Origin of the sequence: Shewanella sp. SACH (genome assembly GCF_001887095.2) — a bacterium.
Classification (GTDB): domain Bacteria; phylum Pseudomonadota; class Gammaproteobacteria; order Enterobacterales; family Shewanellaceae; genus Shewanella; species Shewanella baltica.
This window is the reverse complement of sequence record NZ_MPDG02000002.1, coordinates 628,379-642,520: the sequence shown is the minus strand read 5'-3', so window position 1 is coordinate 642,520 and position 14,142 is coordinate 628,379. Positions and strand designations below refer to the sequence as shown.

Below are 14,142 nucleotides of genomic sequence, written 5' to 3'. Positions count from 1 at the left end.
CCCCTCGGAGTTGCCGCAGGGCGAATAGACAAATTGCGTGAGTCTTGCCATGGATGGCAAGCTAGCTTTCGCAGGTGCAGGGACGCATCCTTCGGAAGCGATAGCAAATTTGGCAATGAGCACAAGGAGCTTTCAACTCCGTTGGGGACGCCGGGGGATATCCAAAAGGGGAACAGGCGCTTTTCCCCTTTTGGTCGGGTGTGGGGTGAAGCCCCACGACTTTGACTTTTCTTTTAAAAAGAATCGAAAACTCAAACTAGATTTGTGACATAAAAAAAGCCCTGCAAGGTTAACCATTGCAGGGCTTTTTTCTTCTAGTGTGCAGCTAGCCGCTGCGCCACTAGACCAAGTTAGCTATTCAGATCTTGAAAGAACTTTTTCACGCCATCGAAAAAGCCCTCAGCCTTTGGGCTGTGCTTCTTTGACTCACCGGTTAAGGTGGCTTCAAATTCGCGTAACAGTTCTTTTTGACGATCGTTTAAGTTAACTGGGGTTTCCATAACCACTTTGCAGAGCAAGTCGCCTACCGCATGGCTGCGAACCGACTTGACGCCTTTGCCACGTAAACGGAACATACGGCCCGTTTGCGTTTCAGCTGGGATCTTCAGGCTGACTTTGCCATCCAGTGTTGGCACTTCAATCTCACCGCCTAGGGCCGCTTTACTGAAGGATATCGGCACTTCGCAGTAAAGGTTGTTGCCATCACGGACGAAAATCGCATGCTCACGCACACTGACCTGAACGTATAAATCCCCTGCTGGCGCGCCAAACTCACCCGCTTCGCCTTCACCCGCTAAACGAATACGGTCACCCGTATCAACGCCGGCTGGAATTTTAACCGATAAGGTTTTGCTCTTTTCAACACGGCCATCGCCATGACACTTAGTGCAAGGATCTTTGATGATCTTGCCGCGGCCATGACAGGTTGGACAAGGCTGTTGCACCGCAAAGAAACCTTGGCGCATTTGCACTTGGCCTTGGCCATGACAGGTGCCACAGGTAGTTGCAGAGGTGCCTTTTTTCGCGCCGCTGCCTTCACACAGATCGCAAGTCGCCAGTGTTGGAATCCGCAGTTCTTTGGTTAAGCCTTTAACGGCTTCTTCCAGTGATAACTCTAGGTTGTAACGTAAATCTGAGCCGCGGGCCGCTTGGCGTTGACCGCCACGACGTCCACCGCCGAAAATATCGCCAAAGACATCACCGAAAATATCGCCGAAATCGCCTTGACCACCACCGTAACCACCGCCACCGCGATTAGGATCCACACCCGCATGACCAAATTGGTCGTAGGCCGCTTTTTTGTCGGCGTCGGTTAGGATCTCGTAGGCTTCTTTAATTTCTTTAAAGTTAGCTTCTGCGGTTTTGTCGCCTGGGTTGCGATCTGGGTGAAATTTCATGGCCAGACGTTTGTAGGCCTTTTTAATTTCACGTTCGCTAGTGTCACGACTGACACCTAATACTTCGTAATAATCTCGCTTTGACATAATCTCATGCTTCTCAGCTGGTGTTGAACAAACGGGCGTTAGGGTTGCCCCGTAACGCCCGCCTAGAAATTAACGCTTTGAAATCAATCTATTTGATTGAAAACAAGTCATTATTTCTTGTCGTCTTTCACTTCTTCGAATTCAGCATCGACAACGTCATCGGCAGTAGCGTTAGCCTGTTTGCCCGCGTCGGCATTGTCGCCGCCTTGAGCTTGAGACTTAGCTTGAGCGATTTCCATCAGCTTAGCAGATGCTTCGATCAGTTCTTGAGTTGCCTTTTCAATGGCTTCTTTGTCATTGCCTTTGATAGCAGTGTCAACAGCATCCATCGCAGCTTGGATTTTCTCTTTATCTTCGCTTGGCAGTGCATCGCCCGCTTCTTCAACTTGTTTCTTAGTTGCGTGAACTAAGCCGTCAGCTTGGTTGCGTGATTGCACTAACTCTTCAAACTTCTTGTCTTCATCTGCGTGAGCTTCGGCATCACGTACCATTTGCGCCACTTCTTCTTCGCTTAAGCCAGAAGATGCTTTGATGGTGATGTTTTGTTTCTTGCCGGTTTTCTTGTCTGTAGCAGACACATGCAGAATACCGTCGGCATCGATGTCGAACATCACTTCAATTTGTGGCTGGCCACGTTGTGCTGGCTCAATACCGTCTAAGTTGAACTGACCTAATGACTTGTTCGCGCTCGCTTGCTTACGCTCACCTTGCAGTACGTGAATGGTCACTGCACTTTGGTTGTCATCGGCTGTTGAGAACACTTGCTGCGCCTTAGTAGGAATAGTGGTGTTCTTCTCAATCAACTTAGTCATCACGCTGCCCATGGTTTCGATACCAAGAGACAGTGGTGTTACGTCTAACAGTAATACGTCTTTCACGTCACCTGACAGTACGCCAGCTTGAATTGCAGCACCTACGGCTACCGCTTCGTCTGGGTTCACGTCTTTACGAGGTTCTTTGCCGAAGAAGTTTGTCACTGCTTCTTGAACCTTAGGCATACGTGTTTGACCACCCACTAGAATCACTTCGTTGATGTCTGTTACAGATAAATCTGCATCAGCCAGGGCAACTTTCAGTGGCTCTAATGTACGGAGAATCAAGTCTTCAACCAGCGATTCCAATTTAGCACGAGTGATTTTAATCACTAAATGCTTAGGACCTGTTGCGTCTGCCGTGATGTATGGCAGGTTCACTTCAGTGTGGTTGGTGCTTGAAAGTTCAATTTTCGCTTTTTCTGCTGCTTCTTTCAGACGTTGCATTGCTAATGGATCTTTACGCAGATCTAAGCCTTGCTCTTTCTTGAATTCGTCAGCTAAGTAGTTGATCAAACGGTTGTCAAAGTCTTCACCACCTAAGTGGGTGTCACCGTTGGTTGCCAATACTTCAAATGTTTGGTCGCCATCGTTGCTGTCGATTTCGATGATAGAGATATCGAATGTACCACCACCTAAATCGTATACCGCAACAATGTTGTCGCCTTGTTTCTTATCAATACCGTAGGCTAATGCTGCAGCCGTTGGTTCGTTGATAATACGTTTAACATCAAGACCTGCGATACGACCCGCATCTTTAGTCGCTTGACGTTGTGAATCGTTAAAGTAAGCAGGAACAGTAATAACCGCTTCTGTTACTTCTTCACCTAAAAAGTCTTCTGCGGTTTTCTTCATCTTTTTCAAGATTTCTGCAGAAACTTGTGGTGGAGCCATCTTGTTGCCACGCGATTCAACCCATGCGTCACCGTTGTCGGCTGCAATGATTTTGAATGGCATGATGTTCACGTCACGTTGGACTTCGTCATCTTTAAAGCGACGACCGATCAAACGCTTAATCGCGAAGAATGTGTTAGTCGGGTTAGTCACAGCTTGACGTTTTGCTGGCGAACCGACAATGGTCTCATCATCTGTATAAGCGATGATTGACGGGGTTGTGCGATCGCCTTCAGCGTTTTCTATCACACGTGCTTTGCCACCATCGAGGACAGCTACACAAGAGTTTGTTGTGCCTAAGTCGATACCAATAATTTTACCCATGAGGTCCTCCGAAAAATTTCATTCAATCTAAATTTGTTTAGTTGGTTTTGATATGGGGCTAGACGGTTGAAATATCAAGTCCATCGTTGGCCACCTTCTCTGCCTTGATACCTATATTGGGACAGGGAATTTAATTACAAGGGTGAACAAAAAAATTTTCTGATTTATCTTTCTCACATCTGCCGCGGGATAAAATATCCAAGCACATAAAATAGTCTTGCTTATCAACCCAAGCTGTTATTCAATCTGCCCACATTTGGCGGATGTTTATCCAGGTAAGGTAGCAGAGTGAAGTCTTCGAATTTAGCGTACGTGTATGGCATGGCGGCGGTCTTCCTCTGGTCTACAGTGGCCACGGCCTTTAAGATTGCCTTGAGTTACTACACGCCACTGCAACTGGTGTTTGTTGCCGTGCTCACGTCGATTGTTGCCCTTGGCGGTATCCTGGCTTGGCAAAAAAAGCTCTGCCTACTCAAACAACAGTTTTTGCGCCGCCCTGCATTTTATCTAGTCACAGGGCTCATCAATCCCTTCCTTTACTATGTGGTGCTGTTTAAGGCGTATTCCTTATTACCAGCGCAGCAAGCTTTGTCACTGAATTACACTTGGGCGGTATTGCTGCCGTTACTGGCTGCGCCTTTATTAAAGCAACATTTGCGTAAGAGCGACATTGCTGCGGCGCTGATTGCCTACACTGGGGTATTTATCATTGCCACCGGCGGCGATATCAGCGGCTTTAGTTTTGATAGCCCGCTCGGGATCGGCCTTGCGCTGACCAGCACCTTACTCTGGTGCCTATATTGGATCGTCAACACTAAAGATCAAGGCGATCCCGTGGTGAGTTTATTATTGAGTTTTCTGATCGGCTTACCTTTTATTGCCGTCACTTTAGTACTGACAGATACCCTACCCGGCTTTAGTCTTAAGGCGATATTTGCAGGTATGTATGTGGGCTTGTTCGAGATGGGCATTACCTTCGTGCTCTGGTTAATGGCGCTGAAAACCGCCACTCGCACCGCGAACATCAGCACTATGGTGTTTTTATCCCCTGTGATGTCGATTGGTTTTATCGCGTGGATTTTGCAGGAAACGATAGCGATGGCGACCTATCTCGGCCTAGCCTTTATTTTATCAGGGATGATGTTGCAACAACTTTGGCCCCGTTTTACCGAGCGCAAAAGTAAGATAAGCCCAAAGCCAAAGATAGCTGAGTGATGATTGAGAAATAGTTGAGTGACGATTGAGAAAATGTTGAGTTGAATGATGGCTGAGTCATCACTGAGTCGTCGCCTGAAATAAACTTGGCTCACTGCAATGAGCCAATTAAAGAACGTAAAAACCGAAGTGGCTAACGTTTTACATCAAAATTAAGCGCTAATATCACCCATTTTGTGAAGGAGTATAGAATGACCCCGGCCGTTCGATTGGCGAAAAAAGCCAAAATTGCATTTGATATCTTAGAGTACAGCCACGATCCACACTGCGCCGCCTACGGCGAAGAAGCAGCCAACACCTTAGGACTCGAACCCGCACAAGTGTTTAAAACCCTTTTAGTCGCCATCGACAAAGCCCATGCGCCAATTGCCGTCGCACTCGTACCCGTCGATCATCAGCTCAATCTAAAAGCCGTGGCAAAATGCCTAGGACAAAAGAAACTGCAAATGGCCGATGCCGAACTCGCGCAAAAATCATCGGGCTATCTGGTTGGCGGCATTAGTCCCTTAGCGCAGAAGAAACAGTTACCGACCTTAATTGATGCCAGCGCTCAAGCCTTCGACAGGATTTATGTCAGCGCGGGCCGACGCGGTTTGGAGATAAGCTTAGCAGCCACAGACTTAGCCCAGCTTTGCAAAGGCGAATTTGCCGATATCAAGACGCTTTAAGCCACATCGACCACATTAAGCACAAGTCATTCGACGTTAAGCAATCCACTCCATTAAATAGCACGCGCTCATGTTGGATAACTCGCAAACAAGACCCTAGCATCAACAAAATTGGCTTCAGCGAACTGGATCTACAGTAGAAAGCGTTTGATAATGCCTAGACTTGCGTCTATAAATTGTACTGAGGTACAAATCGACTAAGGATAGTCAGATGGAAAAATCAACCCAATGGGCCCCAGAAAATAGCATCAGCCCACTAAGCTGGTGCGCTATGCTACTCTGCATCGCCTTATTTATTTATGAGCATTTCTGGGGAAACAGTTTTACCACTATGGTGGTCATGCTCTATTGCAGTTTTATGCTGCCCTCGGTATTACTCACCCGCAGAGTGCAGGAAAAATACTTTATTTATACCTTGGAATACATCAAAGCCTTTCGTAAGTTCACTACCGTCATGTCGACGCTATTCTTCTGTATTTGGTTACTTGCCACCTATACGCCGCTTCTCCATTGATGCACAAATAGGCACATGAAATAAAAACTGCAAACAAAAAAGCCGTCAACACAGAGTGTTAACGGCTTAATTTTATAGTTTTTAACCGCTAAACACGGCTAGTGTAATCACCCCATGCTAACCACTTGTAAGTGGTTAATGCCTCAAGCCCCATTGGGCCGCGAGCATGGAGTTTTTGCGTGCTCACCGCCACTTCGGCGCCAAGGCCAAACTGACCGCCATCGGTAAAACGCGTGCTGGCATTAACATACACAGCCGCTGAGTTCACTTCGTTCATAAAGTGCGCCGCTGCGTGAATGTCATCGGTCAAAATCGCTTCCGAATGGCCGCTAGAATATTGGCGAATATGACTAACGGCGGCATCGATATCGCTCACCACTTTAATGCCTAAGGTTAACGACAACCATTCGATGCCAAAATCCTCAGCCTTGGCGAGCGTCACATCAAACCCTAAACCATCAAGCAGACTAAAGCTTGTGTCACAAACTGAAAAACGCACGCCTAAACGATGTAGATACTCGGCAATTTGCGGCACAAATGTGCTTGCCACACGCTCATCCACCAGCAAGGTATCAAGCGCATTACACACAGTTGGACGCTGCACTTTGGCGTTAGCGATCACGGCCAAGGCGCGCTCAAGGTTGGCATTTTTATCAACATATAAATGACAAATACCAATGCCGCCTAAGATCACTGGAATGGTCGCCTGCTCAGCACATAAGCGCTGCAGTGCTTGACCGCCGCGGGGCACTATCATGTCGACATATTGATCGAGCTTAAGTAAACCTGTCACTAAAGCTCTGTCTGAAGAATCGATAAATTGCACCGCATCTATCGGTAAACCTTGGGCGACAATCGCGCCGCGGATCACGTCACTAATGAGTTTATTCGATGCTAGAGTTTCTTTGCCGCCACGGAGGATCACCGCATTACCGGTTTTAAGGGCAAGTACCGCGATATCAACAGTCACATTAGGCCGAGCTTCGTAAATCACCCCGATAACCCCAAGTGGTACTCGGCGGCGAGTCAGCCTTAAACCGTTATCTAATAATTTACTGCCAAACTCTTCACCTACCGGGTCAGCAAGGCGGATCACATCGCTAATATCGCCAATGATGCCCGCCAGACGCGCATCATCGAGCAACAATCTGTCGATCATCGCATCCGTTAATCCATCGGCTTTAGCGGCGGCAACATCTTTAGCATTCGCGGCTAAAATGGCGGCGGCGTTTTCTGTCAGCGCATCGGCGATGGCTTCAAGCAAACCGGCCTTTTGGCTCGCCGTTAAGTTAGCTAAGGCATAACTTGCTTGTTTGGCATTATTACCAAGTTGCTGTAAATACTGTTCTTGATTAATTTGACTCAAAACAGACCTCGCTTATAAGACAACCATGTCGTTGCGGTGCACGATTGCGTCACCATAATCGTAACCGAGTAAAGACTCGATCTCGTCGGAATGCTTGCCCGCGATCAAACTGAGGGCTTGGCCGCAGTATCGTGTCATCCCTTTAGCAATCACTTTACCCTGTTGGTCAACTAATTGCAGCGTTGCGCCGCGCTCAAACTGGCCTTTAACGCCGATGATACCTTTAGACAATAGGCTGCGGCCCTTGTCTGTCACGGCTTTGACCGCGCCCGCATCGAGCACTAGAGAACCTTGAGTCGCAGGGCCGGCTAAAATCCACTGTTTACGGCTTTCGAGCGGGTTTTCGATAGCACTAAAATGCGTTCCTACGGATTCCTTGCTCACCACTTTTTTAATCACATCAGGGTGATGGCCAGAGGCGATAACCACTTCGATGCCTGCACGGCGAGCAATATCCGCCGCTTCCAATTTAGTCGACATTCCGCCCGTACCTAAACCCGATACAGATCCGCCCGCCAACATACGTAGGCTGTCGTCAATCTTAACGACTTGGGAGATCAACTTAGCATTCGGGTTCGTGCGCGGATCGGCATCGAATAAGCCCTTTTGATCCGTCAATAAAATCAATAAGTCAGCATCACACAGCAGTGCGGCACGGGCCGACAGATTGTCGTTATCACCGACTTTGATTTCATTAGTGGCAACGGCATCGTTTTCATTGATGATCGGCACAATATTATTCGCCAGCAAGGCATTGAGCGTGTCGCGGGCGTTAAGGTAACGCTCCCTATCCTGCAAATCGGCACGGGTCAGCAGCAATTGGCCGACATGCAGCCCATAAATACTAAAGAGTTGTGACCAAGCGAGGATCAACTGACTTTGCCCGACAGCGGCTAACAATTGCTTATTGGCCATAGTGTCGGGCAGTGTCGGGTATTGGAGATGTTCACGCCCAGCGGCAATGGCCCCTGAGGTGCATAATACGACTTCGACCCCTGACTTCATCAGTGCGGCCATTTGACGAGCAAGCTCAACCATGTGAGCTTTATCTAGCTGTTTACTGCCAGAGGTCAGCACACTCGTCCCCAATTTCACTACTACGCGGCGATACGCAATCTCACTTAAGTTCATTATTCATTTGTAAAAAATAACCGAACAATCCTTATACCTAATCCGCTGGGTAATTGGTAGCAGGGAGTTATTAACTCGGGATAAATTTTCGATTTTGCTTAGAATCGCGCATGAAAAAGGGCCATCAGTTAGATGACCCTCAAAAAATATTGTCTATTGTAGACAATCTACGTTGCGAGCTCGCACTGCACGAGCCACTAATCGACAGCCTTAGCCATAGATAAACTTAGCCACAAACAGCGCAGCCAAGACGACAATGCCCACATTGAGATCGCTAAAACGACCTGTGAGTAATTTGATTGCGGCGTAAGAGATCATCCCAAAGGCGATGCCTGTTGCGATGGAAAACGTCAGCGGCATTAAAATACACACAACGACTACCGGTGCGGCTTCAGTCAAATCTTCCCATTCGACATGCACGAGTCCTGACATCATCAGAATCGCCACATAAAACAGTGTACCCGCCGTCGCATACGCTGGGATCATGCCCGCCAATGGCGACAGGAATAACGCAGCAATAAAGAGTAATCCCACGACAACTGCCGTCAAACCAGTACGACCACCCGCGCTCACACCCGCCGTACTTTCGATATAACTTGTGGTCGTCGATGTACCAAAAGCCGCGCCCGCAATGGTCGCTAAACTGTCGGCGGTTAAGGCACGGTTTAATCGCGGTAAACGGCCCTTCTCATCGAGGAAACCACCGCGCTGCGCAACCGCAACTAAAGTGCCAGAGGTATCGAAGAGGTCGACAAATAAGAAGGCAAACACCACAGATAACATGCTGACTTCAAAGACTTGGGATAAATCCATCTTCAAAAATGTCGGCATGATCGATGGCGGCATAGACACAATGCCGTGATACTGCACATCGCCAAACACTAATCCCAGCCCTGTGATAATCAAGATACTTAGGATAACCGCCGACTTCATTCCGCGTTGCACCATAGCAATGATCAGGAAAAAACCTAACACAGCCATGACCGCCGGAAATGCGGTGATATCGCCTAAGGTCACTAAGGTTGCAGGGCTTGCCACCACAATACCGGCACTCTTAAGGCCGATCAGCGCAAGGAACAGACCAATACCAGCGGCAATACCAATACGCAGCGACATGGGAATGCTATTTACAATCCATTCTCGAATACGCACTAAAGATAAGATTAAAAAGCAAATACCCGACAGGAATACCGCGCCAAGTGCTGTCTCCCAGCTGTAACCCATTTCGCCCACAACTGTGTAGGTAAAGAAGGCGTTCAGCCCCATGCCGGGTGCAAGTGCGATAGGATAATTCGCCATCAAGCCCATAACTAAACAGCCGACAGCCGCAGCCAAACAAGTCGCGACGAATACAGCCCCATGGTCCATGCCCGCATCGGCTAACATCATTGGATTCACAAAAATGATGTAGGCCATCGTCATAAATGTTGTCAAACCTGCGACCGCTTCCTGCTTGAGGCTCGTTTGATTTTGTTTCAGTTTGAACAGTTTTTCTAACATGGAACAAGGTTCCTTTTTATTTTAAGTATGTAGGGTAGTTAGATGTAAACACTATGTAACGTGATGACATTTGCAGCCGATTATAGGGAGTTTAGGCTGGTCAGGCCAGAGGAGAGGCTGTCGTACGGAAAAATAATGAGGGGAAATGTTAACTAATCTTGTTTGCTGTAGCTTTTTTACCAGTACGGAAAATACTTAGGGCGAAAAACACCAAAGTAGCGACGAGAAAGCATACCAGACCGATTATATCCATTGAATACGCGTTGTATATTGCCCCCATAAAAAAGACCAATGACGCAATTTTTAAAGGATTTTTAAATTTAAAGAATGTTTTCATACAGATCCTTTTAAGTCCTAACGCATGGCAGCAATAGCGCGAAATATGCGTGACCGAAGCGGTAATCAATTAGTAGCTTAATTAGCGAAAGTAGCACTTTGGAATTGAATTTGGATATTAACTTCCGGTAACTGCAACTTTATAAAACTGACTTTTTTCTGAAAGCTGTTTAAATACCCAAGGTGGGTTCAGTACCGATATATTCTTGACGCCAAGTTTATTCAGATCGCTGATGGCGTAATACCAACCGACATAACTACCCGCATCTTCATATTTTTTATATTTATCACTTTGGCCAAGTGTAGTGATGTTGGGATTAACGCCTAATTTTTGAAAGAAATCAGCTTCTCTTGCCAGCGTTGTTTCACCATATTCATCAAAGTGTTTTTGAGTGGCCTCGCGCTCAGATTCAGGTAAGGTTTTGATAAATTCAGCGACTCCAGCAGCCATGCCAGAGGTTCCACCATGAAAGCCTATCAAGGCATGGTTCGTGATTCGTTTTTCATGTGCAGCAGGGAAAACGTAGTTAGCACATGAAGATAAACAATACTCAGTCACCTCAACGTTTAAGCTGTTCTTGTTGATAAACTCGGCTAAATCAAGGCCTAAATTAACTTCACCACCAACACTCTTAATGGCTAGCCATTTTATTTTTGAAGTATTTTTCTTAAATATTTCAAACACCATTTCATTGGCTTCTTTTGCTAACCCTCCTTGATAGTGAATCTTATCACCGTCTAAGAACACTTGAGTTGGCTCATTTGCGTAGCAAAATGTGCTGGTAAAAATCAAACTTAAAGAAAATAGATTTAAAAACTTAGCCATACCGATTCCTTTTGGTATACAACAGTCTATCAACGATAGTCCTGGCAACTACACTTAAGCCAATGAAAGTAAATAACATTTTATTCAGCAAGTTACTGACAGCGACCAGTTATGACAATAAGCAGTTAGTCTGAATAAAAGCAAGAAGGTCAAAATTGTTTTCGTGGGTATACATGTATGCCTAAAACGGGATTAATTGCCTAAACGAACTTAGGTACATAGACATTTTGGCAGTAATAGAAGCTAAAACTATGACGTTAAAGGTTGGGAAGTGAACATCGCCACTTTGCGCGTACTCTCAATGCCCTTGATAGGTACTATTTATCCAGCTACTCATAATGTTGATCGTATCGTCATTATTTGGCAGGTTTAAATGCTTTACCTTTGGGATGATTTTGACGAGCGCATGAGGAGCATTTTTACTAAAAACGGCTTCGAACTTTTCTGCGTAAAATGCTTCATCATCTGCACCCACTAAGACTAATAAAGGTTTATTATTTTTTTGCAGATTCTTTTCATACGCTTGAGGTGAAAAAGATTCATTTAACCTGTAAGAGTAGCTTTCAGCCTGTAATGGGTCGCTCCATTCTTTTGGGCGGTTAAAAAATAGCACAGGTAGAGAGTTAAACAGCTTAATTCCAACATTATTTAACATCGTCAATCCTATATAACGTCTAGTCGATACCTGAACCCATCCTCCCGAATTTGGCCTTACAGTTGGTGCCCGATAGCCAAGATAAGGGGCGAGGAGCAGATATCCATCAAATGCGACACGATCTCCTCCTGCATATTTTATCGCTAAACCGCCACCGGATGAGTGTCCTCCGAGAATGATAGATGAATTAGGGTATTGTTGACTAAGATGCAGCCTAAGATCCTCCAAGTCATCCTCATACTGTCCTATATAATCGATATCTCCCAATGTCTTTTTTGCTGATCGACCATGACCACGCAGATCTGGAATAACCACACTTATCTCAGTTGCAATGGATAATTTTTGAGCGGGGTGCAGCAAATACCGACCTTCCGCTCCAGAACCATGTAATAGAACCAGAATCGTATTCGTCTTGCCGGCGATAAATCTGTAAAACAACTCACTTCCGCTACGCGAAGCATACGTTTGCTCACTTAGTTGAAGGTTATCTGCTTTACCATTTAAAACATCAAAATCCAGACTATCAACGACAGGCTGTTTTCTAACGGGTATACATACCAATAATGATGCAAGCGCTAAATAGCAAACGGGTATAGCCAATAATGATGTAAGGAGCGTCATTGTCATTTTGATACCTATCGCCTTAGTATTTATGCGCTGGCTTTCTGCAAGGCATAAGTCGTGGATTGACTTATTTTTCACGAATGACCGTTACCCATTCCTATCTCTCGAATAATAGAAACGGTATTTGTAGTGGCACACTAATTTTGGCCACCTAAATAGAGGTGATATTATTGCCTCGTAGATGACTTTAGGTGAAAACATGAGAGCAACAACCAGAAAAACATTTAGTGCTGAATTCAAACTTGAAGCAGCCCAATTAGTCCTCGATAAAAACCATAGCATCATCGAAGCTGCAAAGGCGATGAACGTAGGTAAATCCACTATGGATAAATGGGTGAGACAGTTAAAACTAGAACGCCAGGGTGGCACACCAAAAGCATCTCCGATTACCCCTGAACAAATTGAAATCCGTGAGCTGAAGAAGCAAATAGCTCGTCTTGAGGAGCACAATCTTATCCTAAAAAAGGCTACCGCTCTCTTGATGTCAGACTCGATGAACAATTTACGCTAATCAGCGCACTCAAGCAGAGCCACTCTATTCTCACAATTTGTAATGCATTCAAAGTGCATCGAAGTAGCTATAAGTATTGGCTAAAAAGAAAAGAACATATTGATGCAGACTTTACTATTTTATGCCGTGAAGTGAAGGCCGCACATCGTATTAGTCATGGCTCTGCCGGTGCGCGAACGATAGCGCAATTAGTGACTAACAAAGGGATTGGTCTCAGTCGTTATCGAGCCCGTAATCTAATGAAAAAGCTTGGGTTATTAAGCTGTCAGCAGCCTAAGCATTCTTATAGAAAAGCGACACAAGAGCATGTTGCAATCCCCAATACGCTTAATCGACAGTTTGCAGTAACTCAACCAGATCAAGTGTGGTGTGGCGACGTGACGTATGTTTGGGTCGGTAATCGTTGGGCCTATCTAGCTGTTGTTTTGGATTTATTTTCCCGCAAACCTGTTGGATGGGCTTTGTCATTATCACCAGATAGTGAGCTGACCTGTAAAGCTTTGAAAATGGCATTTGAGTTAAGGGGTAAGCCTGAGAATGTGATATATCACAGCGATCAAGGTTCACATTACACGAGCTTAAAATTCAGACAATTAATATGGCGTCTTCAGATTGAGCAAAGTATGAGTCGTCGCGGGAATTGTTGGGATAACGCACCAATGGAGCGTTTCTTTAGAAGTTTGAAATCTGAGTGGATACCCGCAAGTGGTTATGGGAATTTTACAGAAGCAGATAAAGAGATCACAAATTACATCACTGGATATTACAGTGAGACCAGACCCCATCAATATAATGGTGGGTTAACGCCAAATGAGTCAGAACGTTTATATTGGAATGACTCTAAAACCGTGGCCAATTTTACTTGACCACTACAATTTTCATGCTATAGACATTTGCTTTTATGGGGTAGCAGTTTTTATATAGCTAAGTATACAGCTAAGGCAGTCATCACTTGATATCGTTTCAGCTTGTACCTCCAATGACACCTAATTTTGACAGGCTTAGAATCTAACTCATCGTGTTCGGCGTTAAACTCAGATTTGTACACCCACGGCATCCACTCCCACTCATCAGTAGTTGAATCAATAAAACCGCCAAATCAATACCATTGGTTAAGCATCTCGTATTCTGTTTAGCTTTTGATAAATACAAATCGACGGCGATATATCAGTAAGGTGTGAGTCAAAATGTTATTAACTCAGTTGATCACTTAGGTAAGGTTTAGATAAAAAAAGGCAAAAAAAAGCCTGCTCAATGAGCAGGCAAAGACATATTTCAAGCG

Annotated in this window: 11 protein-coding genes; 4 read left to right on the top strand and 7 right to left on the bottom strand. The window is 45.6% G+C overall.

Features of this window, described 5'->3' with window-relative positions:
* Positions 1-350 precede the first annotated feature (350 nt).
* Positions 351-1,484: a molecular chaperone DnaJ gene (gene dnaJ / locus BM607_RS10685; protein ID WP_006082793.1), complete on the bottom strand. Its 1,134-nt coding sequence runs from the start codon at positions 1,482-1,484 to the stop codon at positions 351-353.
* Between the two features lie 110 nt (positions 1,485-1,594).
* Positions 1,595-3,514 (bottom strand): molecular chaperone DnaK, encoded by a 1,920-nt coding sequence (gene dnaK, locus BM607_RS10680; RefSeq protein WP_071938446.1) that lies wholly within the window; start codon positions 3,512-3,514, stop codon positions 1,595-1,597.
* A gap of 288 nt (positions 3,515-3,802) precedes the next feature.
* Here dnaK and BM607_RS10675 point away from each other — a divergent pair, with 288 nt between their 5' ends.
* The 3 genes from BM607_RS10675 to BM607_RS10665 all read left to right on the top strand — a co-directional run bounded on the left by BM607_RS10675 (position 3,803) and on the right by BM607_RS10665 (position 5,911).
* Positions 3,803-4,729: a DMT family transporter gene (locus tag BM607_RS10675; RefSeq protein ID WP_071938447.1), complete on the top strand. Its 927-nt coding sequence runs from the start codon at positions 3,803-3,805 to the stop codon at positions 4,727-4,729.
* A gap of 191 nt (positions 4,730-4,920) precedes the next feature.
* The gene (gene ybaK / locus BM607_RS10670) at positions 4,921-5,397 is read left to right on the top strand and encodes a Cys-tRNA(Pro) deacylase (RefSeq protein WP_071938448.1); all 477 of its coding nucleotides are present in this window, start codon (positions 4,921-4,923) and stop codon (positions 5,395-5,397) included.
* Positions 5,398-5,608: 211 nt separating this feature from the next.
* Complete coding sequence (locus BM607_RS10665) at positions 5,609-5,911, top strand: hypothetical protein (protein ID WP_006083921.1); 303 nt, start codon at positions 5,609-5,611, stop codon at positions 5,909-5,911.
* Between the two features lie 88 nt (positions 5,912-5,999).
* On the opposite strand, the gene BM607_RS10660 is transcribed toward BM607_RS10665, so the two are convergent.
* The 5 genes from BM607_RS10660 to BM607_RS10635 form a co-directional block, all read right to left on the bottom strand.
* Positions 6,000-7,277: a glutamate-5-semialdehyde dehydrogenase gene (locus BM607_RS10660; RefSeq protein ID WP_071938449.1), complete on the bottom strand. Its 1,278-nt coding sequence runs from the start codon at positions 7,275-7,277 to the stop codon at positions 6,000-6,002.
* A 12-nt stretch (positions 7,278-7,289) separates the two neighbouring features.
* Complete coding sequence (gene proB / locus BM607_RS10655) at positions 7,290-8,408, bottom strand: glutamate 5-kinase (protein WP_071938450.1); 1,119 nt, start codon at positions 8,406-8,408, stop codon at positions 7,290-7,292.
* A gap of 210 nt (positions 8,409-8,618) precedes the next feature.
* Positions 8,619-9,908, bottom strand: coding sequence for an NCS2 family permease (locus BM607_RS10650; protein WP_006083923.1), 1,290 nt, complete (start codon positions 9,906-9,908; stop codon positions 8,619-8,621).
* Positions 9,909-10,362: 454 nt separating this feature from the next.
* Entirely contained in the window at positions 10,363-11,070 is a 708-nt protein-coding gene (locus tag BM607_RS10640) for a hypothetical protein (RefSeq protein WP_063884087.1), read from the bottom strand.
* A 298-nt stretch (positions 11,071-11,368) separates the two neighbouring features.
* Complete coding sequence (locus tag BM607_RS10635; RefSeq protein WP_071938768.1) at positions 11,369-12,352, bottom strand: alpha/beta fold hydrolase; 984 nt, start codon at positions 12,350-12,352, stop codon at positions 11,369-11,371.
* A gap of 196 nt (positions 12,353-12,548) precedes the next feature.
* On the opposite strand from BM607_RS10635, the gene BM607_RS10630 reads away from it, so the two are divergent.
* Positions 12,549-13,726 (top strand): IS3-like element ISSba5 family transposase gene (locus BM607_RS10630; protein WP_087486518.1). Its coding sequence is split into 2 segments (ribosomal slippage): positions 12,549-12,807 and positions 12,807-13,726, totalling 1,179 coding nucleotides; the frame shifts between segments, so codons are not numbered across the junction.
* Positions 13,727-14,142: the final 416 nt, after the last annotated feature.